Source organism: Streptomyces sp. NA02950 (genome assembly GCF_013364155.1).
Lineage (GTDB): Bacteria > Actinomycetota > Actinomycetes > Streptomycetales > Streptomycetaceae > Streptomyces.
This window is the reverse complement of sequence record NZ_CP054916.1, coordinates 8,457,812-8,484,177: the sequence shown is the minus strand read 5'-3', so window position 1 is coordinate 8,484,177 and position 26,366 is coordinate 8,457,812. Positions and strand designations below refer to the sequence as shown.

At 72.0% G+C, this 26,366-nt stretch carries 20 protein-coding genes and 1 pseudogene; 3 read left to right on the top strand and 18 right to left on the bottom strand.

Annotated elements, in window-relative coordinates:
• Position 1 precedes the first annotated feature (1 nt).
• The 6 genes from HUT19_RS36595 to HUT19_RS36570 all read right to left on the bottom strand — a co-directional run bounded on the left by HUT19_RS36595 (position 2) and on the right by HUT19_RS36570 (position 11,479).
• Positions 2-5,770 (bottom strand): type I polyketide synthase, encoded by a 5,769-nt coding sequence (locus HUT19_RS36595; protein WP_176184898.1) that lies wholly within the window; start codon positions 5,768-5,770, stop codon positions 2-4.
• A gap of 217 nt (positions 5,771-5,987) precedes the next feature.
• The gene (locus HUT19_RS36590) at positions 5,988-7,013 is read right to left on the bottom strand and encodes a 3-oxoacyl-ACP synthase III family protein (protein ID WP_254885980.1); all 1,026 of its coding nucleotides are present in this window, start codon (positions 7,011-7,013) and stop codon (positions 5,988-5,990) included.
• 46 nt (positions 7,014-7,059) lie between these two features.
• The gene (locus tag HUT19_RS36585; RefSeq protein WP_368661727.1) at positions 7,060-8,733 is read right to left on the bottom strand and encodes an MFS transporter; all 1,674 of its coding nucleotides are present in this window, start codon (positions 8,731-8,733) and stop codon (positions 7,060-7,062) included.
• A gap of 166 nt (positions 8,734-8,899) precedes the next feature.
• A complete protein-coding gene (locus tag HUT19_RS36580; protein ID WP_176184896.1) occupies positions 8,900-10,231 on the bottom strand; it encodes an enolase C-terminal domain-like protein in 1,332 nt (443 codons plus the stop codon).
• Positions 10,232-10,549: 318 nt separating this feature from the next.
• Positions 10,550-10,741, bottom strand: a complete 192-nt coding sequence (locus HUT19_RS36575; RefSeq protein WP_176184894.1) for a hypothetical protein — start codon at positions 10,739-10,741, stop codon at positions 10,550-10,552.
• Positions 10,742-10,897: 156 nt separating this feature from the next.
• Entirely contained in the window at positions 10,898-11,479 is a 582-nt protein-coding gene (locus HUT19_RS36570; RefSeq protein ID WP_254885979.1) for an ATP-binding protein, read from the bottom strand.
• A 373-nt stretch (positions 11,480-11,852) separates the two neighbouring features.
• Here HUT19_RS36570 and HUT19_RS36565 point away from each other — a divergent pair, with 373 nt between their 5' ends.
• Together HUT19_RS36565 and glpK are read left to right on the top strand one after the other, a co-directional pair.
• Complete coding sequence (locus tag HUT19_RS36565) at positions 11,853-12,620, top strand: IclR family transcriptional regulator (protein WP_176184892.1); 768 nt, start codon at positions 11,853-11,855, stop codon at positions 12,618-12,620.
• A gap of 43 nt (positions 12,621-12,663) precedes the next feature.
• Positions 12,664-14,166, top strand: a complete 1,503-nt coding sequence (gene glpK / locus HUT19_RS36560) for a glycerol kinase GlpK (RefSeq protein ID WP_176184890.1) — start codon at positions 12,664-12,666, stop codon at positions 14,164-14,166.
• Positions 14,167-14,373: 207 nt separating this feature from the next.
• On the opposite strand, the gene HUT19_RS36555 is transcribed toward glpK, so the two are convergent.
• The 9 genes from HUT19_RS36555 to HUT19_RS36515 all read right to left on the bottom strand — a co-directional run bounded on the left by HUT19_RS36555 (position 14,374) and on the right by HUT19_RS36515 (position 21,631).
• Positions 14,374-14,790, bottom strand: a complete 417-nt coding sequence (locus HUT19_RS36555) for a LodA/GoxA family CTQ-dependent oxidase (RefSeq protein ID WP_176184888.1) — start codon at positions 14,788-14,790, stop codon at positions 14,374-14,376.
• Between the two features lie 134 nt (positions 14,791-14,924).
• Entirely contained in the window at positions 14,925-15,260 is a 336-nt protein-coding gene (locus HUT19_RS36550; protein WP_176184886.1) for a YnfA family protein, read from the bottom strand.
• Between the two features lie 126 nt (positions 15,261-15,386).
• Positions 15,387-16,733 (bottom strand): diaminopimelate decarboxylase, encoded by a 1,347-nt coding sequence (gene lysA, locus HUT19_RS36545; RefSeq protein ID WP_176184884.1) that lies wholly within the window; start codon positions 16,731-16,733, stop codon positions 15,387-15,389.
• A gap of 14 nt (positions 16,734-16,747) precedes the next feature.
• The gene (locus tag HUT19_RS36540; RefSeq protein ID WP_176184882.1) at positions 16,748-17,155 is read right to left on the bottom strand and encodes an SAV_915 family protein; all 408 of its coding nucleotides are present in this window, start codon (positions 17,153-17,155) and stop codon (positions 16,748-16,750) included.
• A gap of 261 nt (positions 17,156-17,416) precedes the next feature.
• Positions 17,417-18,784 carry a rhodanese-like domain-containing protein gene (locus HUT19_RS36535; protein WP_176184880.1) on the bottom strand — a complete coding sequence of 456 codons (1,368 nt, stop codon included), beginning with the start codon at positions 18,782-18,784 and terminating at the stop codon, positions 17,417-17,419.
• Positions 18,785-18,833: 49 nt separating this feature from the next.
• The gene (locus HUT19_RS36530) at positions 18,834-19,436 is read right to left on the bottom strand and encodes an alpha/beta fold hydrolase (protein WP_176184878.1); all 603 of its coding nucleotides are present in this window, start codon (positions 19,434-19,436) and stop codon (positions 18,834-18,836) included.
• A 119-nt stretch (positions 19,437-19,555) separates the two neighbouring features.
• Positions 19,556-19,780: a hypothetical protein gene (locus HUT19_RS36525; RefSeq protein WP_176184876.1), complete on the bottom strand. Its 225-nt coding sequence runs from the start codon at positions 19,778-19,780 to the stop codon at positions 19,556-19,558.
• Between the two features lie 268 nt (positions 19,781-20,048).
• Positions 20,049-20,297 carry a hypothetical protein gene (locus HUT19_RS36520; protein ID WP_176184874.1) on the bottom strand — a complete coding sequence of 83 codons (249 nt, stop codon included), beginning with the start codon at positions 20,295-20,297 and terminating at the stop codon, positions 20,049-20,051.
• Positions 20,294-21,631, bottom strand: a complete 1,338-nt coding sequence (locus tag HUT19_RS36515) for a S8 family serine peptidase (RefSeq protein WP_176184872.1) — start codon at positions 21,629-21,631, stop codon at positions 20,294-20,296. The genes HUT19_RS36520 and HUT19_RS36515 overlap by 4 nt, the downstream gene beginning before the upstream one ends.
• Positions 21,632-22,022: 391 nt before the next feature.
• Here HUT19_RS36515 and gdhA point away from each other — a divergent pair, with 391 nt between their 5' ends.
• The gene (gene gdhA / locus HUT19_RS36510; RefSeq protein WP_176184870.1) at positions 22,023-23,366 is read left to right on the top strand and encodes an NADP-specific glutamate dehydrogenase; all 1,344 of its coding nucleotides are present in this window, start codon (positions 22,023-22,025) and stop codon (positions 23,364-23,366) included.
• A 253-nt stretch (positions 23,367-23,619) separates the two neighbouring features.
• On the opposite strand, the gene HUT19_RS36505 is transcribed toward gdhA, so the two are convergent.
• The 3 genes and pseudogenes from HUT19_RS36505 to HUT19_RS36495 all read right to left on the bottom strand — a co-directional run bounded on the left by HUT19_RS36505 (position 23,620) and on the right by HUT19_RS36495 (position 26,273).
• Positions 23,620-24,120, bottom strand: a complete 501-nt coding sequence (locus HUT19_RS36505) for a hypothetical protein (RefSeq protein WP_176184868.1) — start codon at positions 24,118-24,120, stop codon at positions 23,620-23,622.
• Positions 24,117-25,589 (bottom strand): HAMP domain-containing sensor histidine kinase, encoded by a 1,473-nt coding sequence (locus HUT19_RS36500; protein ID WP_176184866.1) that lies wholly within the window; start codon positions 25,587-25,589, stop codon positions 24,117-24,119. Before HUT19_RS36500 ends, HUT19_RS36505 begins: the two co-directional genes overlap by 4 nt.
• Positions 25,586-26,273 (bottom strand): annotated as a pseudogene (locus HUT19_RS36495) (response regulator). The gene HUT19_RS36500 and the pseudogene HUT19_RS36495 overlap by 4 nt, the downstream one beginning before the upstream one ends.
• Positions 26,274-26,366 lie beyond the last annotated feature (93 nt).

Below are 26,366 nucleotides of genomic sequence, written 5' to 3'. Positions count from 1 at the left end.
ATCACGAGTCGTTGCCGCGCAGGGCCAGGCGGACGAGGGTTTCGGCGTCCATGGCGTCGAGTTCGGCCGCCGCGTCGGGCGCGCCGTCGTCGTCGCGGGGTGCGCCGCCGCCTCCGGCGGTGTCCACGGCCGGGTCCGCGGGGGTGTCCCCGGCGGGGAAGAGCCTGCCCGCCAGGAACAGGGACACCGCCCGTGGTGTCGGGTGGTCGAACACCGCCGTCACCGGCAGTCCGAGTCCGGTGGCCAGGTTCAGGCGGTTGCGCAGTTGTACGGCTCCCAGCGAGTCGAAGCCGAGGTCGCTGAAGGCCCGGTCCGGGGGCACCGCGTCCGGCCCCGGGTACTGGAGCACGGCGGCGATCTCGGTGCGCACCAGGCGCAGCAGGACGCGTGCGCGCTCCGGCCCGGTGCGTCCGGCCAGCTCCTCCATGAGCGCGGCGGAGGTGGCGGCGGGGCGGGCGGGCGCGGTGCGCACCAGTCCGCGCAGCGGGGCGGGTGCCACGCCCGCGGCGGCCTGGGTGCGCAGGGCGGCCATGTCCAGCCGTGCGGCCAGGACCAGGGAGGCGGGCGCTTCGAGCGTGGCGTCCAGCAGTCGCAGCCCCTCCTCGGCGGTGAGGGCGATCACCCCGCTGTCGGCCAGCCGGGCGGTGTCGGTACGGCTGAGGTGGCCGGTCATGTCACTGGCCTCCTCCCACAGCCCCCAGGCGATGGACACGGCGGGCCTGCCCTGGGCACGGCGCCGGTGCGCCAGGACGTCCAGGAAGGTGTTGGCGGCGGCGTAGTTGCCCTGTCCGGGCCCGCCGATGACCCCGGCCAGCGAGGAGAACAGCACAAACGCGGTGAGGTCGTGGTCGGCGGTCAGCTCGTGCAGGTGCCATGCGGAGTCGGCCTTGGCGCGCAGCACCCGGTCGAGCCGGCCGCCGGTCATGGAGGTGATCAGGCCGTCGTCGAGCACACCGGCGGCGTGGACGACGGCCTTCAGCGGATGGTCCCGGGAGACCGTGGCGAGCAGGTCGGCCACGGCGTCGCGGTCGGCCAGGTCGCAGGCCGCGACCCTGACCTCCGCGCCCAGCGCGGTGAGTTCGTCCGTCAGGGCCCGGGCACCCTCGGCGTCCGGGCCGCGACGGCTGGCCAGCAGCAGATGGCGCACTCCGTGTTCGGCCACGAGGTGGCGTGCCACCAGCGCCCCCAGACCGCCGGTGCCACCGGTGATCAGTGCGGTCGTGTCCGGGTCGAAGGACGGGGCGGACGCCGCGGGGCGGGTCCGGACCGTCCGTGGCACCAGCAACTCTCCGTCGCGTACGGCCACTTGTGGTTCATCGGCGGCGAGGGCGGCGGCGAGGCCGTCCGCCCCGGCGGCGGCCTCGAGGTCGATCAGCCGGAAGGTGCCGGGGTTCTCGGCCTGTGCGCTGCGCACCAGGCCCCACAGCGGTGCGAGTTCCAGGGTGGGCTCGTCGTCGGGCAGGGCGGCCACCGCCGTCCTGGTGACGAACACCAGCCGGTTGTCCTGGAGTCCGTCGGCCGCCAGCCACTCCCGCAGCAGGGACAGCACACTGCCCGTCGCCGTCCGCACCGCGTCGGGTGCGGTCGTGGCGTCCGGCAGCCCGATGGGCGCGACGACCCACCGGGGCGGGGTGCCGTCCGTCTCCTCCAGCAGCGAGCGGAGATCGGGGTACGCGCGCGGCGTCTCGAGCCCCTCCCCCGTGCCGAGGACGGCCACGGTGTCGGGGGACACCGGAGCGTCCGCGGTGGCGGGCACCCAGTCCACGCCGAACAGACAGTCGGCCGTCACCGAGCGGGCGGCCGCGAGCTGCGCCATGGACACCGGCCGGGCCAGCACCGAGTCCACCGAGACGAGGAGGTGTCCGTCCGTGTCCCGGGCGGACATCCGCAAGGTGTCGGCGCCGAGCGGGGTCAGCCGGACCCGCAGTTCCCGGGCGGTGTGTTCCCCGGACCGGATCCGCACCCCGGACCAGGCGAACGGCAGCCGGGCGGAGCCGGATCCGCCCTCGTCCGACCGGTCGGCGAAGGCCGCGTGGAAGGCGGCGTCCAGCAGCGCCGGGTGGAGCAGATGGCGGGGGTCGATGTCCTCGCCGCCACCGTCGAGGCGGACCTCGGCGCAGATGCCGTCCCCGCACCGCCAGGCGGCACGCAGCCCCCGGAACATCCCGCCGTACTCCATGCCCCGGTCGGCCAGGCGGTCGTACAGATCGCCGATCGGGATCGCGACGGCGCCCTCCGGGGGCCAGACGGCCGACGGCCCCTCAACGGACGGCGCGTCGGCGGACGGCTCCTCGGTGTGCGGCGTGTCGGCGGAAGCGGCCAGCACTCCGGAGGCGTTCTGCGTCCAGCCGTCCGCGCCGTCCTCGGAGTGCAGGGTGAAGGCGGCCCGGCCCCGGGCGTCGGGTTCGGCCACCTGGAGCTGGATCCCGATCCCCTCGTCCCGTACCACCAGCGGGGATTCCAGGGTCAGTTCCTCGACGACGGGAACGCCGAGACGGTCGCCCGCGCTCGCGGCGAGGTCCACCAGTGCCGTGCCCGGCACGAACACCTCGCCGAACACGGTGTGGTCGGTGAGCCACGGCAGCTGCTCCAGCGAGAGCCGCCCGGTGAACACCGAGCCCAGCCCGCCCGCCAGCCGCACCTGGCCCGCCAGCAGCGGATGGTGCGCGGAGGCGAGTCCGGCGGGGCGCGGATCGCCCGCGCCCTCGCCGGTGGTGGCCCAGTAGCGCTGCCGGGTGAAGGCGTAGCGGGGGAGGTCGACCCGGTGCGCGGGCCGTCCGGCGAACGCGGCCGGCCAGTCCACCTCGACGCCGCGCGCATACGCCTCGCCGAGGGAGCCGAGGAAGTCCTCGAGCCGTCCGTGGTCCCGCTTCAGAGAGCCGAGGACCACCGCGTCGGGGTCGCCCAGCGACTCCATGGACTGCTGGAGGGCGGCGGTCAGCACCGGATGCGGGCTGACCTCGACGAAGACGCGGTGGCCCTGGTCGGCCAGGTCGCGGACGGTCTGCTCGAAGAGCACCGGGTTGCGCAGATTGGCGTACCAGTAGTCGCCGTCGAGGGTGGTGGTCTCGACGGCCTTGCCCACCACGGTGGAGTGGAAGGCGACCTGACCCGCCCGCGGTGTCACCGGGGCGAGCGCGGTGTGCAGCCGCTCACGGAGGTCCTCGATTTGCGGCGAGTGGGAGGCGTAGTCGACGGGGATCCGGCGGACCCAGACGTCCTCCGCGACACAGTCCTCGAAGAGTTCGTCCAGCGAGGCGGAGTCGCCGGAGACGATGACCGAGGACGGGCCGTTGACCGCGGCCACGGACACCTCGCCGGACACCATGGCCAGCCGGGCCCGGACGTCCTCCACGGACTCGGCGATGGACAGCATCCCACCGCTGCGGCCGAGGGTGGCTATCTCCTTGCTGCGCAGGGAGACCACGCGGGCGGCGTCGTCGAGGGTCAGGGCACCGGCGACACAGGCGGCGGCGATCTCACCCTGGGAGTGGCCGACCACCGCGTCCGGCTCCACACCGTAGGAACGCCACAGGGCGGCGAGCGACACCATCATGGCGAACAGGGCGGGCTGGACCACATCGACCCGGTCGAGCGAGGGCGCGTCCGGAGCGCCGTTCAGCACATCGAGCAATCGCCACCCGGTGTACGGTTCGAGCGCCTCCGCGCATTCCCGCATCCGCTCGGCGAAGACCGGTGAGGAAGCCAGCAACTCCACGGCCATTCCGGCCCATTGGGAGCCCTGGCCGGGGAAGACGAACGCCACCCGGCCCGGCCGTGCGCTGACCCCGGCGGTCTCAAGTCCGGGGCCGCGGTTCTCGATCCGGTCCAGCCCGGCGAGCAGGTCGTCACGGCCGTGGCCGACGACCACCGCACGGTGCGAGAGCGGAGCGCGGGTGGTGGCGAGCGAGTAGCCGACGTCCACCGGGTCCAGCCCGGGATCGGCCAGCAGCCATGCGCGCAGGCGGCGCGCCTGCGCCGACAGCCCCGACTGCTGCTTCCCGGACAGCACCCAGACGGTCGGGGTGGCCGCGGGCGGCCGCGGCCCGGCGGACGGTGGACCGGCGGACGGTGGACCGGGCTCGGCGGGCTGCTCGGCCGGGGCCTCCTCGACGATGATGTGGGCGTTCGTGCCGCTGGCGCCGAAGCTGGACACCCCGGCCCGCCGGGGTCGTTCGGCGCGCGGCCAGGGGCGTGCCGCCGTCAGCAGGGCCACGGCGCCCGAGGACCAGTCCACCTTGGCGGTCGGCTCGTCCGCGTGCAGGGTCGCGGGCAGGGTCTCCGCCCCCATCGCCATGATCATCTTGATCAGTCCGCCCACCCCCGCCGCGGCCTGGGTGTGGCCGATGTTCGACTTCAGGGAACCCAGCCACAGCGGCCGGTCCGGTGTGCGGTCCTGGCCGTAGGTGGCGAGCAGTGCCTGTGCCTCGATGGGGTCCCCGAGCACGGTGGCGGTGCCGTGTGCCTCGACCGCGTCCACCTCGTCCGGTGACAGCCCGGCGTCCGCCAGGGCCGCCCGGATCACCCGCTCCTGTGACGGGCCGTTGGGCGCGGTGAGGCCGTTGCTGGCGCCGTCCTGGTTCATCGCCGAGCCGCGCAGCACCGCGTGCACCCGGTGGCCGTTGCGGCGCGCGTCCGAGAGCCGCTCCAGCAGCAGCACACCGAGGCCGTCGGAGAACCCGGTGCCGTCCGCCGTCTCCGCGAAGGACCGGCACCGGCCGTCCGGCGACAGTGCCCGCTGCCGGGAGAACTCCAGGTACACGGTGGGGGTGGCGGCCACGGTCACCCCGCCCACCACGGCCATCGAGCATTCGCCGTGGCGCAGCGACCGCATCGCCAGATGGGTGGCCACCAGCGAGGACGAACACGCGGTGTCCACGGTCAGCGCGGGGCCCTCGAAGCCGAAGGTGTAGGCGATCCGGCCGGAGGCGACCGCGGGCAGGGTGCCGATCCCCCAGTAGCCCTGGAGGCCGGTGCCGCCGGAGCGGGCCACATAGCTGTAGTCGACGCCGGAGACGCCCGCGAACACCCCGGTACGGCTGGCGCGCAGGGTGCCGGGGTCGATCCCGGCGTCCTCGAACGCCTCCCAGACGCCCTCGAGCAACAGCCGTTGCTGGGGGTCCATCGCCAGCGCCTCGCGCGGGCTGATCCCGAAGAACTCGGCGTCGAACTCGGTGGCGGCGTGTACGAAGCCGCCCGACCTCGTGTACGCGGTGCCGGGGTGGTCCGGGTCGGGGTGGTACAGCTCCTCCAGTGGCCAGCCGCGGTCGGACGGGAAGCCGGTGATCGCGTCACGGCCCTCGTCGACCAGCCGCCACAGCTCGGCGGGGGATCCGACCCCGCCCGGATACCGGCAGGCCACTCCCACCACGGCGATGATGTCGTCGGCGCCGTCCGCCCCGCTCCCGGAGGGCGGTGGCGGGGCCTCGGGCCCGGTGGCGGACTCGGCTGCCGACAGCCCCATGCGGGAGAGCAGATATCGGGCCACCGCGTCGGGATTCGGTTGGTCGAACAACATGGTCAGCGGTAACGCAAGACCGCAGATGGAGCTCAATTCCTCGGTCAGCGCAACAGCGGCGAGGGAGTTGTAGCCGTAGTCGAGATAGGGGCGCTGCGGGTCGATGGCACTGGGCGGTCGGCCGAGCAGGGCCGCCGTTTCCCTCAGCACCACATCGAGTACGATCCGCAGCCGCTCGTCCGCCGCGGTTTCCGCCAGCCGGCCGGCCAGGGATTCGCCGCACGGTGCGCCGTCAGTTCCTGAAGTCCCCACGGTGTCCACCCTTTCTACGAACCTTCGGTCGGGCCGCAAAAGGGGGCCGGTGGCCCCGGTGATGAGGTGGGAGGCGGACGTCGTGATGCTTTCCCTCGTCCGATGTGCTCGCCATGCCATTCACATCCGGGAGGAGGTAACCCCGTTTTCTTCACAGTCAACTCCGCGACATCTTCTGGTCATTGAGTGTGCGGTTGTTATCCGGTTCGGCGGGGGATCACCATCGGAAGGCGGCCGCCGCGGCGAAATCCCCGGCATGCGCGAAGCCCGCCGTGACCACAAGATTGCCGGGCTTGATACGGCCGGCGGTGACCGCGTCGTGCAGGGTGACGGGCACTCCCGCGCCGTAGAGATTGCCGAAGCGGTCGTAGGTGTCGATATGGCGCTCGGCGTCGATCCCCAGTCCATTGCGCCAGTTGCGCAGGAAGATACGGTTCGGCTGGTTGGTGACGAGGACATCGATCTCGTCGACGTCGAACGCGCACTGCTCGCTCAGTTCGCGGACGAGCTCGGGCACCAGCCGGTTGCCCAGCTCCAGGGTCTCCTTGGTCTTCGCGGCGTCGAACTGCACATCGAGGACGCTGTCGCCGGTCTGCCAGTGGTGCCGGCCGTCGGAGGTCGCCATGCCGAGGTCGCGTGCGGTGGCGGGGGTGTTACGGGTGCGCGTGCCCAGCAGCCGGGGCGTGTCGGGGCCGGGGTCGAGGGTGACCAGGGCGACTCCGCAGCCGTCACCGGCGGCGACACTGTGCGATTTGAAGCGGTTGCCGTCCTGGGCGAATATCTGGCCCGCGGTGTTCTGCACATTGGCCAGCAGCGCGGTCCTGGCGCCTTCAACGGCCATGATGGGCGCGACGATCTTCAGCATGTACTGGAAGGACGCACAGCCGCCGTTGTGCAGATCGATGATCCACTCGGGCGACATCCCCATCCGGTGGGCGGTGTCGGCGCCGCATCCGGTGAACAGATCGTCGGGCAGCAGCACATTGGTGACTAGTAGGTCCACATCGCGGGCGGGATCGACTCCGAGCCGCTCGAACATCGGGGCCGCGGCCCGTTCGATCATCTCACTGGCCCGCTCACCCGGTGCGATGTGGTGCCGCCACTGCGGGGCCCGCAGCAGCGGTCCGTTGTCCATCGGGCTCAGTTCCAGACCCGCTTCGACATACGACTCCAGGCTGATCGGCTCGTGCGGCAGATAATTCCCGGTCCCCGCAATGCCGATCGAGGGGGTCAAGACAGCCACTCCCCGTTTCCTTCCCACTGTTCCGATGGTGCGACGAGCTTACGCGTCACCGGTCCGAGACTGCCAGCTTCGACATGTCCGACTCGGCTTCCACATCCTCGGGAACGTCCTCGCGCATGTCGCGCCGCCGGATGAACAGCAGGGCGGTGACGGCGCCGATCCCGGCGACCACGGCCAGCACCACAAAACACAGATGCATACTGCTGACGAATACGCTGTCGGCGGAACGGAGAAAGTCCTGCCGCAGGGGCCCCGGAATGGCCTCACTCGCTTCTCTGGCACCGCCGTTGGCGATGGTGACACCGAGAGTGTGGGTGTCCACTCCGGAGTCACCGAGCTGTTTGCCGACCGCACTGTCGGAGAATTCCCGCGCCACGTGGTTCTGGAACAGCGAACCGGTGGCCGCGATTCCGAGTGCCACTCCGATCTGCTGGAATGTCTCACTCGCGCCCGAGGCCATCCCGGCCCGGGCCGGTTCGGCGACCAGCATCGCGACCGACGCGCGTGGCGGATTGAAGGCCCCCATTCCGATACCAGCGGCGATCATGCTCGGAAGCAGCGCCGTCCACGACGAGTCCTGGTCGGCCAGCAGAACCAGGAGCATGGCTGCACACAGAAACGCTCCACAGCCGAACAGCAGCAGCCGGGTAGGGATGCGATTCATCACCATACCCGCCACGGTCCCGGCGACGAGCATGCCGAAGGTCAATGGCAGGAAGCGGACACCGGTCTCCCACGCGCTCAGCCCGAGGACGTTCTCGACGTAGTTGGCCTCCAGGAAGATGGAGGTCGTACCGGCCATGTAGGCGAAGAGGGCGACCAGGGCCAGACCGACGAAGGTCACATTGCCGAACAGGCTCATGTCGAGCATCGCCGCGGGTCCGCGGCGGCGCTCCACCACGACGAACAGGGCGAGGCCCGCCACCGCCAGCACACCCAGGCCGATGATCTTCGGATCGCTCCAGCCGTCCTGTGGGCCCCGGATCAGCCCCAGGACGAGGGCGAGCAGCGCGACCGACAGCACCAGCAGACCGGGTACGTCCACGCCACGAGCCCGTGGATCGCATGACTCACGGACGAACACGGCGGTGATGACGATCGCGAACACCCCGATCGGGATGTTCAGGTAGAAGATCCACCGCCAGCTCGCGGTGGTGACCAGTGCGGCGCCGATCAGCGGTCCCAGGGCGACGGCCAGTCCGATGATGGCCCCGAACACGGAGAACGCGACCGCCCGTTCCCTGCCGCGGAACTGATGGGAGATCAGCGCGGGGGCGACGGCGAACAGCACGGCTCCGCCCACGCCCTGGGCACCGCGGGAGATGTCCAGGGCGAGGCCGGTGTTGGACACTCCGCAGGCCAGGGATGCCAGCGTGAAGACGACGAACCCGACCTGGAAGATCTTCTTACGGCCGAGGGTGTCGGCCAGCGCCCCGGCGGTGAGCAGGAAGACCGCGAGGGTGAGCGCATAGGCGTCGAGCACCCACTGCACCTCCTCGAACCCGGCGTCCAGCTCCTGGCGGATCACCGGCAGGGCCACGTTCACCACGCTGAGGTCGAGCATCAGCATGAACGTCCCGAGCACGGCCGCCGTCAGCGTCCACCACTTCGAGGCGCCGGAACCGGGTGGCGCGGAGGGCCGGCGGCCCCCCGGCAGTGGCCCCCCTCCGCCGGCGGAGGGATCGGGACCGGCAGGGCTGACGGACGGCTCTAAAGCCACTCGGATTCCCCCATGCGTCGAACGAAACGGACCACGCTCTTCGGTTCCGGGACGTGGATGACCCACGCTCAAGAAGACGAACGTCCCCCAGATCGCGTCGGCATGTCAATCACCGACGCCCCGACACACCGCACCCGTCCGATCCCATCGAGTCGGCGGTCCGCGGTCAAGGGCGCACCAGGCAGGGGCGCTTGGCATCAAATGTCCACCCGGGAACCAGGTACCGCATACCGGCCGCGTCGTCCCGCGCGTTGAGCGCCTTCTCCCGGTGGAGCTCATGGGCCGCCAGCAGCCGGTCCCGGTCGAGGGTGACACCGAGCCCGGGGGCGTCCGGGAGGGTGATCTCCCCGTCGCTGATCCGCGGGGGGTCGGTGGTGAGGCGCTCCAGTCCCTCCTGCCAGATCCAGTGCGTGTCCAGGGCGTTGTACTCGCCGGGGGCCGCGGCACCGCAGTGGGCCACCATGGCCAGGGAGATGTCGAAGTGGTTGTTGGAGTGGCACCCCCAGGTCAGGCCCGTGGCGTGGCACAGCTGGGCGACCCGTACCGAACCGCGCATGGTCCAGAAGTGCGGATCGGCCAGCGGGATGGACACCGACTGGAGGGCCAGTGCGTGGGCCAGTTGGCGCCAGTCCGTCGCCACCATGTTGGTCGCCGTGGGCAGTCCGGTGGCCCGCCGGAATTCGGCCAGGATCTCCCGTCCGGAGTAGCCCCCTTCGGCTCCGCACGGGTCCTCGGCGTAGGCCAGGGTGTCCACCAGGGGCCGGCACAGCTCGACCGCCTCGCGCAGGGACCAGGCGCCGTTGGGGTCGAGGGTGATCCGGGCCCCGGGGAAGCGCTCCTTGAGCGCCCGTACCGCCCTGGCCTCCTCGGCCCCCTCCAGGACACCGCCCTTGAGCTTGAAGTCGCGGAAGCCGTACAGCTCATGGGCGGCCTCGGCCTGACGGACGATGGCCTCGGGGGTGAGCGCCTCCTCGTGGCGGATGCGGTACCACTCGGCGGTCGCGTCGGGTTCGCGTGCGTAGTCCAGGTCGGTGCGGTCGGGGTCGCCCACGTAGAAGAGGTAGCCGAGGACCCGGACCGTCTCGCGCCGCTGTCCGTCGCCGAGCAGGGCGGCGACGGGCACTTCCAGGTGCTGCCCGAGGAGGTCGAGCAGCGCGGATTCGACGGCGGTCACGGCGTGGACGGCGGTGCGCAGGTCGAAGGTCTGCGCACCCCGGCCACCTGCGTCGCGGTCGCCGAACCGGTCGCCCATCGCGCGCAGCACCCGCTGGTAGTCGCCCAGCCGTGCTCCGGCGACGAGGGGTTCGGCGTCGCGCAGTGTCCGGGTGATCAGCTCCCCGCCCGGCACCTCGCCCAGTCCGGTGCGGCCCTCGGAGTCCTGGAGCACCACCACGTTGCGGGTGAAGTAGGGGCCGTGCGCACCGGAGAGGTTCAGCTCCATGCAGTCCCGTCCGGCGACCGGATAGACGGAGAAGGCGGTGACGGTCGGTTGTCTCATGACGGGGCGCTCCTGAGGGCTGGGTTTCCCGTACGGCCGCCGCCTCACACTTGTTCCACGTATGTGGACGACGTTTATATATGAGGATGGAAAGGCTTGGCCGACGGGCCACGTCGGTCAAGGGGGAGAGAGGCAGAGGACTCTTCGCAGAGGATCCTCTGCAACCTACGATGCGATCATGACCGACACGCCCGAACCCGTACCGCCCCCCGCTCCCCGGCCCCGCCCGGCGGCTGGACGCACACAGCCTGCGCGGGCTGGCCCGTGCTGTGCGGGCCGCAGCGTGGACTGCATCTGGGAACGCCACTGCGTGGCCATCTACATCGCCACGCCCTGGTCGGCGCCCTCGGTACCATCCTGGCGGCGCACCGGAAGCGTCAGGAAGCCGATCTGATGCACGCCGGCTCGGTGGCCGAGGCCCTGATGCGCACCCTGCTGCGGCCGCTGCCGCACGAGGTGGGGCATGTGCTGGCGGCGGCGCTCCACTGCCCCGCCGAGGCGGGGCACCATGATGGGCGGGGATCTTTTCGACATCCGCGCCACCCAGCACGGTGAGCGCGCCATCGTCGGCGATGTCCGCGGCAAGGGGCTCCAGGCGGTACGCACCGTGCTCTGACACCTGGCGACGCGGTGTGCGGACGGCGCCACATGAGGTGGGGGCGCTCGTCAGACGGCGACCGGCAGCTCCGCCCAGCGGGTGACCCCGGAACAGCCCACCCGGGTGCCGTGGCAGGACGACAGCGCGGAGACGATGCCGATCCCCCGGCCGTGTTCGTCCGGCTCGATCCCCTCGCCCACCTGCTCGGCCCGGGGCGCGGGGCCACCGTCGGTGACCTCGATGCGCAGGGTGCGGCAGCCGTCGGTCTCGCTCGAGCACAGCCGCAGTACGGCGGGGGGAAGCGCGTGCAGCACCGCATTGGTGATCAGCTCGGAGATCACCATGAGCGCGTCCTCGAGGCATTCGGCAGGCAGATCCCACTCGTCCAGCAGCAGCTGCGCCCGTCGCCGTACCCCGGCGACGGCCTCGTGGAGGTGCGGCACCGGGAGATGGTGGTCGGTACGGTGGTCGACATGGCCGAAAGGCGCACCCTCGGCGGGTCCGGCCTGACCGCCGCCCGGCGCCGTCCCGTGCGGCGAGCCCGCCCCGCTCAGCTGGGGGCCGATGAACGGCGCCGGCGTCTGGGTGGGAACGGTGGGCCCCACGAAGCCGAATGCCCGGGGAACGCTCCAGTCCCCCGCTGCGACCACGGGAGCCGCTCCCACGCGGGGATCAGTCGGCGGGGCGCCGCCGACCGTCGAAAAACTCAGCTGGTCCGCCACTTCTCCTCCTCCGGGTGCTCTGCCGGGCACTGCCCTGTCGAGCGCCCAGTGGGTTGCCTGTCGGCCTCCGGCCGAATAACGACCGGCAAGTCACCCCGGATGTCGGGGCTGTTCTGATAGGGACGCTATGGGCGCACAAAGGCGCGGTCAACGAATCCTGGTCGGCATTACCGAACGTTTTTGTACAACGCTGAACAAGCGCGGAAACATGCAGCTAACGGCACCAAAGGGGATCACCTCCCGTCAGCGAACAACTCTGGTCAACAAGCTGAATGAGGGGACATAGAGCTACGATCGCGACATGGCCGGCCCGGTGCAGTCGATCGAGCGGGCGGCGGCGATCCTGCGGCTGCTCGCCCAGGGCTCCGGACGGCTCGGCCTGGGCGAGGTGGCGGCCGCGCTGGGCCTGGCGAAGGGCACCGCACACGGCATACTGCGCACCCTCCAGAGCGTGGACTTCGTCGAGCAGGACAAGGAGACCGGCAAGTACCAGCTCGGCGCCGCGCTGCTCCACCTGGGAACCAGCTATCTCGATATCAACGAGCTGCGCTCCCGCTCCATCAACTGGGCCGATGCCCTCGCCGCCCGCAGCGGTGAGGCAGTCCGGCTCGGCGTGCCCCTCGAGGGCAAGGTACTCATCGTCCACCACGTCTTCCGTCCTGACGACACATTTCAGACCCTGGACGTGGGATCCCTGCTGCCCCTGCACGCCAGCGCCCTGGGGAAGGTCCTGCTGGCGTACGGGGCGACACCCCTGGAGCCGGTTATGGAAGCAGAACCAGAGGGCTACACCCGGCACACCCTCGTCTCCCACCACCAGCTGGGCAGAGCGCTCGGCGAGATCCGGGAGGCCGGATGGGCGGCCGCGGTCCAAGAAATGATCATGGGTGAAGCGGATGTCGCGGCGCCGATCCGCGGACAGGGCGGCCTGGTGGTCGGCGCCATCGGGGTGTCCGGATCCGTGGATCGCCTCTGCGACAGCAAGGGCAAGCCGAACCCCCCGCTCGTCGGCCTGGTGCGCGATGCCGCACGGGCGGTCTCCCGAGACCTCGGTGCGGCCCGCTGGTGATACCCCATGTCCTGCTCGAACCCGCGCGAAGACAGGCCAGGCCATGGTTGAACGCTATGTGATCTCCATTGACCAGGGCACCACCTCCACCCGGTGCATCCTTTTCGACCACCAAGGACGCCTGGTGTCCGTCGCACAGAGGGAACACCAGTCGTACTTCACCCAGCCCGGCTGGGTGGAACACGACGCCGCCGAGATCTGGGCCAATCTGCAACGCATCGTGCCCCGGGCGCTCGGCAACGCGGGTATCGGCCCGGACCAGGTGGCGGCGATCGGCATCGCGAACCAGCGTGAGACCACGGTCGTCTGGGACCGCGCGACCGGCATCCCCATCGGCCACGCCATCACCTGGCAGGACACCCGCACCGACGCTCTGGTGGAGCAGCTGCGGCGCACCACCGGTGACGGCTTCTTCCTCGACCGCTGCGGTCTGTCGCCCACGACCTATTTCTCCGCGCCGCGGATCCGCTGGCTGTTCGACCATGTCGACGGCCTGCACGAGCGCGCGGAACGCGGCGAGGTGCTGTTCGGCACCGTGGAGAGCTGGCTGATCTGGAATCTCACCGGCGGACCCAACGGCGGACTGCACATCACCGACGCCACCAATGCCAGCCGCACGATGCTGATGAACATCCGCACCCTGGCCTGGGACGACGAACTGCTGAGCTACTTCGGGGTGCCCCGTCCGATGCTGCCGGAGATCCGTCCGTCCGCCGAGTGCTACGGAGTGGCCCGTGCGCTGCTGCCCGACGTGCGTATCTGTGCCGCGCTCGGCGACCAGCAGGCGGCGCTCTTCGGACAGACCTGCTTCGCCACCGGAGAGGCGAAGTGCACCTACGGAACCGGCAGCTTCCTGCTGATGAACACCGGCACCAACCTGGTGCGCTCCCGGCACGGGCTGCTCACCACGGTGGGGTACAAGATCGGGGACGAACCGACGGTCTACGCCCTGGAGGGGCCGATCGCGGTCACCGGTTCGCTGGTGCAGTGGTTCCGGGACCGGCTGGGTCTGATCCACAGCGCCCCCGAGATCGAGACCCTCGCCCGTACCGTCGAGGACAACGGCGGCTGTTACATCGTTCCCGCGTTCTCCGGGCTCTTCGCCCCGCACTGGCGCAGCGACGCCCGCGGGGTCATCATCGGCCTCACCTCGTACATCACCAAGGGACATCTCGCCCGCGCGGTGCTGGAGGCCACGGGCTGGCAGACGCGCGAAGTCATCGACGCCATGAACGCGGACTCGCCCGAGCCGCTGAAGGCCCTGAAGGTCGACGGCGGTATGACGGCCAACAACCTGCTGATGCAGTTCGTGGCCGATGTGCTCGATGTCCCCGTGGTACGGCCCATGGTCTCCGAGACCGTCTCGCTGGGCGCGGCCTACGCCGCGGGCCTGGCCGTGGGCTACTGGCCGGACCTCGAGGGGCTCCGCCGCAACTGGCACCGGGCCGGTCAGTGGATGCCCACGATGGACCCCGGGCGCCGGGAGGCGGAGTACGAGAACTGGCGGCGGGCGGTGGAGCGGTCGTTCGGGTGGATCCAGTCGTAGCGGAGCACAGAACCGGCCCTTCGGTCACGATGAGCCGGTCCTGTGGGAGCTGACCCGCCGGGCCGGGTGGCTCCACCGTCCCGCGCCCAGCCGGTCAGGGCGGCTCCACCGGCCCGCATTCTGGACCGGAAGAGCCTGGCCATCGCGTTCCCCCGGGGGCTCCGTCGACAGCTTGCGCAGCGGGTACCCCGGGGCGCGCGGATTACGTCAGCCCTGCCCGGACTTCTCCCTGGCTTTTTCCCTCGTCCCGTCCAACCGCCCTTCCTCCCCCGCGTACCGGTCGTTCCGGGCGTGCCGTCGCCGCCAGAACGGATGGGCGGGCCATCGGCGCTCCGCGAGATAGGCGTCGTCGTGATGGCGGACGTAGACGGCACGGATCCGGCGGAGTTGGGCGGTGTAGTCCCGCAGTGCCTCGCGGTTACCGCGCAGCCGGGCGTCGACGGCCTGGCCCGCGCGCAGTCCGGTGTGTCGTTTGATCGCGCCCTGGGCGTCCCGGTAGAAGCCGGGGCGCGCGGGTCTCTCGTCGGGCAGCTCGGGGCCGTGGAAGAACTCCGTGGTGCTGTTGCCGACCCGGGCGATTCCGATCGCGGGATGGATGGCGATGCGGACGATGTCCCTTGCCATGGTGGATCACCTGTCGCGGACGGCCTGTGTTCGGTCTCCCCGAGCCCCCGGATCCCGCTAGCCCTTCCGTACCGTCCCCCTCCACCACCGTCCCTCGCGTCGGCCGCGGCCGCCACCGCAGGTTCCCCGCGGAGTCAGTGGCCGCGCGGGGCGTACATGATCACGGCCACTCCGGCGAGGCAGACCAGCGCGCCGAGCACGTCGAACCGGTCGGGGCGGTAGCCGTCGGCGACCATGCCCCAGGCCAGCGAACCGGCGACGAAGACCCCGCCGTAGGCGGCGAGGATGCGCCCGAACTCGGCGTCCGGTTGGAGGGTGGCCACAAAGCCGTACAGCCCGAGGGCGATCACCCCGGCACCGATCCAGACCCAGCCCCGGTGTTCCCGCACCCCCTGCCACACCAGCCAGGCACCGCCGATCTCGCAGAGGGCGGCGACCACGAACAGAGCGACGGAGCGGGCGATGAGCACGGTACGGGCTTTCTCTCGGACGGGCTGCGCGCGGCCAGGTGCCCGGCCGGTGCGCCGGGCACGCCCCGACCGTAGACCATCCGCGCGGAGGGGCGGCCGCGTCCACCGCCCCTCCGCCGCACCCCGCTACAGCCCGACGTCGCGGCTGCGGAAGTCGGCCAGCGACTCGCGCCGCACCAGCAGCCGGGCGTGGCCGTCGGCCACGGCGACCACGGGCGGCCGTCCGACCAGGTTGTAGCCGGAGGCCATGGACAGGTGGTACGCGCCCGCCACCGGCACCGCGAGCAGATCGCCGGGGTGGACGTCGGCGGGCAGTTCGGCCCCGCCCGCCAGGATGTCACCGGCCTCGCAGTGGCGTCCGGCCACCGTCACGGGGACCAGCGGGGCGGTGGAGCGGCGGCCGACCAGCCGGGGCGCGTAGCGCACCCCGTACAGCGCGGGCCGCGGGTTGTCGCTCATCCCTCCGTCCACGGCGATGAAGCGGTTCTCCCCGGTGCGCTTGACGGCCAGTACCCGGTAGAGCGCCACCCCGGCCGGGCCCACCACCGCACGCCCCGGTTCGATGATCAGCCGCGGTACCGGCAGCCCGGCCGCCGCACAGCCCTCGGTCAGTTCGGCCCGCACCCGACCGGCCAGGGCGGCGATGTCGAGCGCGGGTTCACCGGGCCGGTAGGCGATGCCGTGGCCGCCGCCGAGGTCCAGCTCCGGCAGGACGACCCCGTACAGCTCCCCGACCCGGGCCATCAGACCGACCATGCGGCGCACCGCCGAGAGATAGGGCTTGGTGGAGGTGATCTGGGAGCCCAGATGGCAGTGCAGGCCGACCAGTTCGAGCCGTGGCTGGTCCAGGACCCGGGCGATGGCGTGGTGTGCGGAGCCGTCGGTGAGGGACAGGCCGAACTTCTGGTCCTCGGTACCGGTACGGACCTTGGCGTGGCCGCCCGCGGCGATCCCGGGCGCGATCCGCACCATCACCTTCTGGCGGCTGCCCACGGGCACGGCGACGGCCAGCCGGGCGATCTCCGAGGGGCTGTCGATCACGATGCGGCCGACGCCGAAGCGCAGCGCGGCCGCCAGGTCCTGCGGGCTCTTGGCGTTGCCGTGCAGCACGATGCGGCCCGGCGGGAAGCCGCTGGTGAACGCGAGCTCCAGCTCCCCCGCCGAGCAGACGTCCAGTCCCAGGCCCTCGTCCTCCACCCAGCTCGCCATGGCGCGGCACAGGAAGGCCTTGGCCGCGTAGAGGACGGTGGCGCCCGGGAAGGCACGCTGGTAGGCGCGGCAGCGGGCCCGTACCTCGGTCTCGTCGAGAAGATAGGCCGGGGTGCCGAAGCGGTCGGCGATCTCGGTGAGCGGCACTCCGCCCACCGCCAGGTCGCCGTGGACGAGCCGGGTGGCCGAGGCGGGCCATACGGTCAGCTCGTCGTCGGGGCCGGGTGCCGGGTGCTCGGCGTCCGGGAGCAGTGGTGTGACCATGGCCGTTTGTCCCCTCAGCCGATGCCGGTGCCGAGGGCCCCGGTGCCGCGTCCGGAGAGCGGTGCGGCGAGGGTGATGCCCTCGGGGTCCCGGGGGCGCCGGATGCGCCGTTCCAGTGGCCGGGCCGGTGGCAGACCGCGGCTCCCCGCCACCTTCGGGTCCACGGTGAGGACGGTGACGCCCAGCGGTTCGGTGAGGGCGCGCAGCGCCGGTTCGGCGAGCCTGACCCACGGCTGACGGGCACCGAGGACCTCCGTCAGGCGGCGCCGGCTGGAGAAGCCGACGGCGGTGCGGCCGCCGAGGGGGGTGCGGAACACCCGCACCGCACAGCTGTCGGGTCCCGGCCGGACGGGGACGTAGAGCGGTCCGGCCGGGATCCGTTCCGAGGGTTCCGGGTCGTCCCCGTACAACAGCTCGGTCATGGCGGTCCTCCCTGGAGGAGTGGTGAGCAGCGGTGGCGGCCACGGGCCGGGCGGGTCCGGGGGCGCGTCGGGCTGCTCATTCCCCCGGGCCGGGGACCGACGCCGTCCCTGACGCGACGCTGACGGGATTCGGTGGGGTGTTGACGCGATACTGGCGCGTCGCGGGGGTTCGAGGTGGCCCGGTTCACATCTCGGGCGGGTTCGCGGCGAGTTCGGGGCGCGTGCGCGACGGGTTCGCGACAGGCGCTGCCGACGGGACGCTCAGGGGGTCCGGGTGACCGTCAGTCCGGCCGCGGCGGCGGCCTCGAAGGCGTCGTCGACGGCGACGACGGCGCGTCCGGCGGCGTCCAGCAGGGAGGCGGCGATCGCCGCGCGCATCCCGCTGGCGCAGTGCACCCACACCGTGCCGGGCGGCACCTGGTCCATGCGGTCGTGCAGCCGGTGGACGGGGAGGTGGACCGAGCCTTGGATGAAGCCGCCGGAGCGTTCGGAGTCGCGGCGGACGTCGAGGACCACCATCTCCTCGCCGCGCCGACGGGCCGTGGCCAGGGCGGCGAAGGTGGTCCGGGGGAAGGACCGGGTCTCCTCGCCCGCCCGGACCCAGGCGGCGGGGCCGCCGGTGGCGGCGGCGGCCGGATGGTCGATGCCCACCCGGACCAGTTCGCGCTGGGCGGCGGCGATCTCCTCGGGGCTGTGCGCGAGCAGGGTGACGGGTTTGCCCCAGGGGATCAGCCAGGCCAGATAGGTGGCGGGGTTACCGTCGCCCTCGAAGTTGAACGATCCGGGGAGGTGCCCCTCGGCGAAGGCGACACGGCTGCGCAGATCCACCACCCACTCCCCCGCCGCGAGCCGCGCCGCGATCTCGTCGGGATCCGCCCGGTGCGGCGGGGTGAGGTCGACCGGGGCGGGTCCGGCGGCGTTGGCCGGGCCCATGTGCGCGTAGTACGCCGGGATGTCGTCCAGACCGGCGAGGGTTTCGGCGACGAAGGTCTCCACGTCCTCGGTCAGGGCGTGGTTGCGCGCCCGTTCCCGGCCGATGGTGGTGGTCTCGCCGGTGGCCTGGGAGGAGGAGCAGAAGCTGCCGAAGCCGTGGGTGGGCAGCACCGGCACCTCGTCGTCCAGTTCGTCCGCCAGCCGGTGGGCCGAGGCGTACTGGGCGCGGGCCAGCGGCTCGGTGAGCCGGGGTTCGACGAGGTCCGGCCGTCCGACGGTGCCGATCAGCAGCGATCCGCCGGTGAACGCCGCGGCGGCGCGGCCGTTGTCCTCGACGACGTAGGAGGTGTGGTGCGGGGTGTGGCCGGGGGTGGCCAGCGCCCGTAGCACCAGCCCGTCGTCGAGGGCGAGGGTGTCGCCGTCGGCGACCGGGGTGCGGTCGAAGGAGACCGACGCGCGGGCGGGCACCAGATAACCGGCGCCGGTGACCCGGGCCAGTTCGAGACCGCCGCTGACGTAGTCGTTGTGCACATGGGTCTCCGCCACGTACGCGATCCGCACCCCGCGCCGGGCCGCCGCGGCGATCACCCGGTCGATGTCCCGCGGCGGGTCCACCACCACCACTTCGTGCGGCCCGCCCGCCAGATAACTGCGGTTTCCCAGGCCCTCGATCGCCAGGGTGTCCACGACGAACACGACTGCGGCTCCTTTCCGGACCGGCCCCGGCGGGCAGGCCCTCAGACGGCTAGCCGCCGGGTACCCAGCGCCAGGGCCTCCGCCACCTTTGCCGTCGCGGTTCGTCCGGTCCGGACCAGCCACAGCCGCAGCACCGCGGTGATCTCCGGCAGCAGCCGCTCGGTCGCGCAGTCGTGGGCCGACGCCCGCGGACGGCGGATGTACGGGGCGGGCGCCGTCTCGCGCTGCCACGCCCTGAGCCGGGCGCAGAACCCCTTGCCCGCGTAGCGAACGCGGTCCAGCGGCTGGTCGAAGTGGGCGCGTCCCGCACCCCGTCGGCGTCGCGGATGAGGTGGGCCGCATAGGGGTCGAGGCAGGCGATGGTGCCGGGGGCCGACCGCGCCCAGGTGTCGCACAGGAAGAGCCGGGAGACCCGGTCCGGGGCCCCGGCGGCCACCTCCTGGGCGACCCGTCCGCCCAGCGAATGACCGGCGGCGGAGAACGCCTCAGGGGTGCGCGCGAGGTCGTACCCGGCCATCCCGGCACGGGTGGCCTGCCGGTCCAGGACCATGACCTCGCTGGTCGCGAGGGCGGCGAGGGCGGCCGTCTGGTGGCGCCACAGCCGCTGCCGGCCACCGCCTCCCGGGATGAAGACGAAGTGCTCGTTCGTCACGGGGACCTCCCGTGCCCCTGTGCCCCTCCGGATTCCACACTAGGCGACCTGGTGGCGGGGCGCTCCACGACGGCGACGGCCGCCGCCCGGCCGCGGCGGGGCGGTGACCCGGGCGGCGGTCAGGCCGTGGGGCCGTGCCGGTGGCGGGCGAGGCGTTCCGCCTCGGCGTGCCACCAGGCGGGCGGGGACGGGCCGGTGACCCGTGGGGTGGGCTGGTCGGGGTGGAGGCCGAGCCGCCGCAGGGCGGCGGCGTCGACCTGGATCCGGAACCAGCCGAACCAGTGGCCGTCGGTGCCGATACCGCAGGCGTGGTCCCAGCGGATCTCGTCGGGCGCGAAGGGCATCCAATCGATACCGCGCTCACGCAGTCAACCGCGGACGGCCGCCATCGGGGTGGGGCGGCCCGGGCTGTTCCCGTAGGCCGCGATGGTGATCAGTTCAGGGCTCGGAGCGTTCATGACGCCCATGATGGCCGTCGGCTCCGCGGGATGCGGCCATGGCCCGCCGTGTGCGGCACCGTGCGGTGAACGCCCAGCCGCTGGTGGACAGTTGCAGGTGCTGAAAACAGGCGGACCTGACGCGGCCGGGCCGGGCGGCGGCCCGGCCGCTCGGTCACTGGATCGGCGCGTCCGGCGGCGGCAGGCGGACGGTCCGGTCCCGGTCGACGGAATCCACGCCGTCAACGGCCTCGAGGGCCGGGATCCGGTCCTCCTCGATGGTCCCGGAGAGCGAACCGAGCACGTCCTGCTCCCTGGTGACGGTGAGTCCGGCCCGGCGCGCCGCGGCCACCACCTCGGCGAACCGGTCCGGGTCGACCGAGAGGATGACTCCGACCGGGCCGGACGGGGAGGTCCGGTTCACGGGGCCTGGAGCAGCCCCGAGCCGATGTCCGCGGCGGGCTGCGGCAGCGGGTACGCCCCGGAGAGCAGCCGGGAGCGGAGGTCGGCCGCGGTGGCCTCGGGGTGTGCCTGGACCATCAGCGCGATCGCACCGGCCGTGTGCGGAGTGGCCATGCTGGTGCCGCTCAGCGTCTGGTACGTGCCGTCCGGCGCGGCCGAGAAGATATCGACACCGGGAGCGGCGATATTGACCTCGCCGCCCGCCCCGTTGATGGCTCCGCAGGAGAACCACGCGGTCGCCAGGTCCTTGCCGAGCGCGGCCACCGCGAGGATGGACGGGCAGTTGGCCGGGCGGCCCACGGGTGCGACGAACCGGGGCCGGCGGCTCTCGTTGCCCGCCGCCGCGACGATCACGGTTCCGCGTTCGAGCGCGCGCAGCGCCACGTTCTCGTAGGTCTGCGGGAAGAGTTCACCCGGCTCCACCGGAGCGCCCAGCGACATGGAGATCACCCGTGCGCCCTGGGAGACCGCCCAGGCCATGCCCGCGAGGATCTGGCCGTCGGTGCCCACACCGCGGTCGCTGAGCACCTTCCCGGCCAGCATCCGGGCCTCGCCCGCCACACCGTAGCGGGGCGCGTGCTCGGGTTTGACCGGTCCGGCCACCGTGCCGATGCAGTGGGTGCCGTGGCCGTTGCCGTCCTCCACGGTCTCACCGGGGACGAACGAGGCGGTGGCCTCGAGGCAGCCGGTCAGATCCTGGTGGTCGGTGTCCACACCGGTGTCGAGGACGGCGACCTTCACCGCGCTCCCGGTCAGGGTGGACCAGTTGGCCCGGATCGCCTGGAGTCCCCAGGTGGTGTTCTGCTCGTCCCAGGCCGGGCCGAGCGAGGCGGCGAGTTCGGCGCGGGTGTGACGGTTTACCTCGTCCTCGTCGCTGCGATAGGTCGGGAAGAAGCCGGTCAGCGTCCGCTGGGGTTCGGTGATCACGGAGGCGTAGACCATCCGTTCCGGCTCCGCGGCGATGATCGTGGGTTCCGCCTCGGCGGTCGTCACCAGCGTGTGGCGCTGGTCGGGGCGTACTTCGACGACGGCGGTGGCGAGGTCGTCGAAGAGCACCGAGGTGTCGGGGCGTTGGAGGAGTTCGGTGGCGCCTTCGGCCTCGGCTCCCCCGACCCGTTCGACGGACGCGATGCCGACCGAGGACTGGAGGGCGTCGATGCCGCTCTGGGGTTCCTGCTCGTCGAGCAGGACCACGTACCGGCCCGTGTACTCGGCTTTCTGCTGCGTCATGGGGGAATCGGCCCGCTCCGGCGGTTCGCCGCCGAAGGGACGCCTGCCCATGGGTCCGTTGGTCATTGCTGTCTCCGCTTTCTGTGCGCTCCCCCGGCTCGGAGGAGACGCGCCGATGCGCGGAGTGTCAGGCGGCCAGGACGAGAGAGCGGTTCTGGCGGGAGAGCGGTTCTGCCGTGTACCGGCGCGTCGCCATCGCGTATGGGATGTGATCGCGCGTGCGCACCTCGCGTACGCGCGTCCTCGCACACGTACCGCACCCCGCTCCCGGAAGGGGCATGGCCGGGTACGTCCGCAACGCCCCCTCTCCACCGTCCCTCCGGCCACGGCGCGCCGCAACTCGGGCCCCGCCGTCCACCGCTTCTCCGGATCCACTACATCTCCGGCGGTTTTGCCACCGCGGGCGGCCGTCTGCTGACAGACTGACGCGCCGACGAGTTGGCAGAAAGGGCACTTCATGGACGTCAGCGCTCGTATCGAGGCCGTCTACGCGCAGGTCGTGGACCGTAACGCCGGTGAGGCGGAATTCCACCAGGCGGCGCGCGAGGTGGTGCAGAGCCTCGGACCGGTGCTCACCGCACACCCGGAATACCTGGACTCCCGGATCCTCGAGCGGCTGTGCGAACCGGAGCGTCAGATCATCTTCCGGGTGCCCTGGGTCGACGACCGGGGAGACGTCCAGGTCAACCGCGGCTTCCGGGTGGAGTTCAACAGCGCGCTGGGCCCGTACAAGGGCGGCTTGCGCTTCCACCCCAGCGTCAATCTGGGCATCGTGAAGTTCCTCGGCTTCGAGCAGATCTTCAAGAACGCGCTGACCGGGCTGTCGATCGGCGGTGGCAAGGGCGGAGCGGACTTCGACCCCAAGGGGCGTTCCTCGGCGGAGGTGATGCGGTTCTGCCAGTCGTTCATGACCGAGCTCCACCGCCACCTCGGTGAGCACACCGATGTACCGGCGGGGGACATCGGGGTGGGCGGCCGGGAGATCGGCTATCTCTTCGGCCAGTACAAGCGGCTGACCAACCGCTTCGAGGCGGGTGTGCTGACCGGTAAGCACACCGGCTGGGGCGGTTCGTACGCCCGCACCGAGGCCACCGGCTACGGCACCGTCCACTTCGCCGAGGAGATGCTGCGCACCCGGGGCCGGGACTTCGACGACCGACGGGTGGTCGTCTCCGGGTCGGGCAATGTGGCCGTCTACGCCATCGAGAAGGTGCACGCCCTCGGCGGCCGGGTGGTGGCCTGCTCCGACTCCTCCGGCTATGTGGTCGACGAGGACGGTATCGATCTGGAACTCCTCAAGGAGATCAAGGAGGTCCGCCGCGCGCGGCTGTCCGCCTACGCGGAGGTCAGGCCCCGTGCCGCGCACTCCGAGCGGGGTTCGGTCTTCGACGTGCCCTGTGATGTGGCGCTGCCCTGCGCCACCCAGAACGAGCTGGCCGAGCACCATGCCGTGGCGCTGGTGAAGAACGGTGTGCTGGCGGTGGCCGAGGGCGCGAACATGCCCTGCACCCCGGCGGCGGTGGACACCCTGCGCGAGGCCGATGTGCTCTTCGGTCCCGGCAAGGCGGCCAACGCCGGCGGGGTGGCCACCTCGGCGCTGGAGATGCAGCAGAACGCCTCCCGCGACCGCTGGACCTTCGACCAGACCGCGTCCCGGCTCGGCTCCGTCATGACCGAGGTGCACGAGCTGTGCCGGAACACCGCTGCGCGGTTCGGCTCCCCCGACGACTACGTCCTGGGCGCGAACGTGGCGGGCTTCCTGCGGGTGGCGGAGGCCATGGAGGCGCACGGGGTCATCTAGGCCCTGTCCGGTGGATCCTATCGGGCCCGCGACGCCTGGCACCGCGCCCCCGGCTACCGCCGGGAGGTGCCCCCGGCCGCGTTGCCGGAGTCGCCCGGGTACGCCCAGGACGAGGGCGGTCCTCCGCCTTGCGATGCTCCCCCCGGCTACCGCTGGGAGGTGCCCCCCGCCCCAGACACCGCGGGCCGACCCTCAAAGATCCACCGGACAGGACCTGGGCGGCGGGTTCCGGGTTCAGCGGCGAGTTCCGGGTTCAGCTGAGGAACTGCGAGCACTCGTAGGGGCCGTAGGTCCGCTCACCGTCGTTCAGCGAGACCCGGACGTCGTCGGGCCGGATGCCTTCGGTCCGGTGCACAAAGGACTGGGCGCGGGCGAGCGTGCACACCAGCTGGCCGTTGGGCAGCCGGTCGCGTTCACCGGCGAAGGAGGCGCCGGGCGCGCGCAGGGTGATCCGGTTGCGCGTACCGCTCGTCGAGTACGACCCGAGCCGGACGAGGTTGGTGAGCCCGCGCTCCTCCTCGGCCCGGGTCGGCTTCTCCGCCAGCAGCTTGAGGACCGCGGAGGCCTCCTCGATGGAGACGTCGGGGCGGGTGACGCCCTGGAGCCCGGAGCCGCGGACGTAGTAGATCCGCAGGTCCTTGGTGAGCCCGCTCGCGGGCTCACCGCCGTCCACCACCCCGGTGGGCCGGACACCGCAGCCGGCCGTCGCCAGGGCGAGGACCAGGGCCCCGGCCGCCGTACGGAGGCGGGTCATCGCACACCTCCGTCCGGCGTCGTCCGCCGCTCCTCGGATCGCTGCCGGTGCCGGGGCAGCCGCAGGGTGAACACGGCTCCGCCGCCCTCCTCGGCGGGCCGGTTGGCCGCCTCGATCGAGCCGCCGTGCAGCCGTGCGTTCTCCAGTGCGATGGCGGTGCCCAGCCCGCTGCCCTCCGAGCGGGTCCGGGCGCTGTCCGCCTTGTAGAAGCGGTCGAAGACCTGGGCGAGGGTGTCGGGCGGCAGCCCCGGCCCCCGGTCGGCGACCTCCACCGTCACCCGGTCCTCGTCGGCGGCCAGCGTCACCGTCACCGGCGGCGCACCGTGCCGGAGCGCGTTGCCGACGAGATTGGCCACGGCCACGTCCACCCGCCGCCGGTCCACCACCGCCCGTATCCCCTCCGGGAGTCGCGCCACCACCTGGCCGGTCCAGCCGCGCAGCTCCAGCGTGCCGCGGACGGTCTCCGCGAGGTCGGTCTCGGCCGCGTCGAGCCGGGCGGCGCCCGAGTCGAAGCGGGACATCTCCATCAGGTCCTCCACCAACCGAGCCAGCCGCGCGGTCTCGTCGCTGACGGTACGGGCGGCACGGGCCGCGTCCGAAGGCAGATGCGGCGCGTCCTCGTCGAGCACGGTCGTCACCATCGTCATGGCGGTCAACGGGGTGCGCAGCTCGTGCGAGACATCGGCGACGAACCGCCGTGCCCTGGCCTCCTGGTCGCGCAGGTCGTTCACCGACCGCTGCAACGCGTCGGCCGTGGTGTTGAAGTCGGCGGCCAGCCGGGCGAGTTCATCCCTGCCCCGGATGGCGACCCGGGAGTCGAGATCGCCCTCGGCCAGCCGCCGGGTGGCCCGCCCCAGCTCGCGCACCGGCCGCAGGACGGTCCCGGCGGCGAGCAGGGCGAGCACCGCGGCGAGGCCCAGCACCGGGAGCAGTCCGCCGCGCACCGAGTCCAACAGGGCCGCGGTGTGCTCCTCCTCCGCCTCCAGGGAGGTGACGGCGAAGACCTCGAGGCCGGAGACCCGGCCGCCGTCGTAGGTGACGGGCGTGCCGACCACCAGATAGGGCCGGCCCCGGTACGCCACGCGCTGGAAGCGGGTGCGGCCGGAGGAGCGGACCGAGGCGCGCAGTTCGGGGGTGATCCGGGTGCGGTCGGCCAGGCCGTCGGAGGCGGCGGTGAGGTCGTGGTACCGGGTGACGACGAGCGGGGCACCGGAGAGGCGGGAGGAGACGGAGTCGGCGAAGGTGGTCAGGGTGCGGACGTCGGGTGGCAGGTCGAGGTCGGGGGCGACGCTGTCCACGCGGTCGCGGAAGTCGGTCTGGAAGGCGTCCTGGGCGCGCTTGAGCACGGCGGTGCGGGATTCGCGGTAGGCGAGCGCGGTGGCGGTGACCGTGCTGATCAGCGCGACCAGGACAAAGGCGATGACCAGCCGGGTGCGCAGCCCGCCCATACGCGGCCGGAGCGGGCTCATATCGGACCGAACCGGTAGCCGAAGCCGCGCACGGTCTGGATGTAGCGGGGCCGGGCGGGCACTTCCTCGATCTTCGCGCGCAGCCGTCCGACCGCGGCGTCGACCAGTCGTGAGTCCCCGAGGAAGGAGTGGTCCCAGACCGAGGCAAGCAGTTGCTCACGGCTGAAGACCCGGCCCGGGGAGGCGGACAGCTCCAGCAGCAGCCGCAGTTCGGTGGGGGGGCAGCGGGACCGGAGTGCCGTCACGGGTGACGGTCAGCCCCGCCCGGTCGATGACCAGCCCGGCGTAGTTCTCCCCGGGCTGCCGCGGTACGGGGTCGGCGCGCCGCAGCGCCGCCTTGATCCGCGCCTCCAGTACGGGTGCGGTGACCGGCTTGACCACGTAGTCGTCGGCCCCGGCCTCGAGTCCGCCGACGATGTCCGGGTCGTCGCCGCGCGCGGTCAGCATGATCACGGGCATGGTGGAGCGGGCCCGGATCCGGCGGCAGACCTCGAAGCCGTCCATACCGGGCAGCATCAGATCGAGCACCACGAGTTCGACGGCCGTCTCCGCGGGGGCGTCGAGCAGTGCGAGGGCCTCTTCGCCGGTGGCGGCGACGGACACCTGGTAGCCGTGGCGGCGCAGGACGAGCTCCATGCCATCGCGTACGGAGGCATCGTCCTCGATGAGCAGTACATGCGGCATGCGGTCGATTATGGCCCAGGAAATCGCCGGAATCCGCTGGTCAGGCCAGCGAATGAAAGGCGGGCGGGCTTTGTTACACATCCATCATGTGGT

What these genes read in the sequence shown, in the direction of transcription:
- HUT19_RS36525 (WP_176184876.1), bottom strand. Translation starts at nt 19,780, where the DNA reads ATGCCCTTCGCGCCCGACGAGATCCGCTGGGACCACGCCTGCGGTATC.
- HUT19_RS36500 (WP_176184866.1), bottom strand. Translation starts at nt 25,589, where the DNA reads ATGAGCCCGCTCCGGCCGCGTATGGGCGGGCTGCGCACCCGGCTGGTC.
- gdhA (WP_176184870.1), top strand. Translation starts at nt 22,023, where the DNA reads ATGGACGTCAGCGCTCGTATCGAGGCCGTCTACGCGCAGGTCGTGGAC.
- HUT19_RS36515 (WP_176184872.1), bottom strand. Translation starts at nt 21,631, where the DNA reads ATGACCAACGGACCCATGGGCAGGCGTCCCTTCGGCGGCGAACCGCCG.
- HUT19_RS36540 (WP_176184882.1), bottom strand. Translation starts at nt 17,155, where the DNA reads ATGACCGAGCTGTTGTACGGGGACGACCCGGAACCCTCGGAACGGATC.
- HUT19_RS36580 (WP_176184896.1), bottom strand. Translation starts at nt 10,231, where the DNA reads ATGAGACAACCGACCGTCACCGCCTTCTCCGTCTATCCGGTCGCCGGA.
- HUT19_RS36575 (WP_176184894.1), bottom strand. Translation starts at nt 10,741, where the DNA reads ATGGTGCCCCGCCTCGGCGGGGCAGTGGAGCGCCGCCGCCAGCACATG.
- HUT19_RS36565 (WP_176184892.1), top strand. Translation starts at nt 11,853, where the DNA reads ATGGCCGGCCCGGTGCAGTCGATCGAGCGGGCGGCGGCGATCCTGCGG.
- lysA (WP_176184884.1), bottom strand. Translation starts at nt 16,733, where the DNA reads ATGGTCACACCACTGCTCCCGGACGCCGAGCACCCGGCACCCGGCCCC.
- HUT19_RS36555 (WP_176184888.1), bottom strand. Translation starts at nt 14,790, where the DNA reads ATGGCAAGGGACATCGTCCGCATCGCCATCCATCCCGCGATCGGAATC.
- HUT19_RS36505 (WP_176184868.1), bottom strand. Translation starts at nt 24,120, where the DNA reads ATGACCCGCCTCCGTACGGCGGCCGGGGCCCTGGTCCTCGCCCTGGCG.
- glpK (WP_176184890.1), top strand. Translation starts at nt 12,664, where the DNA reads ATGGTTGAACGCTATGTGATCTCCATTGACCAGGGCACCACCTCCACC.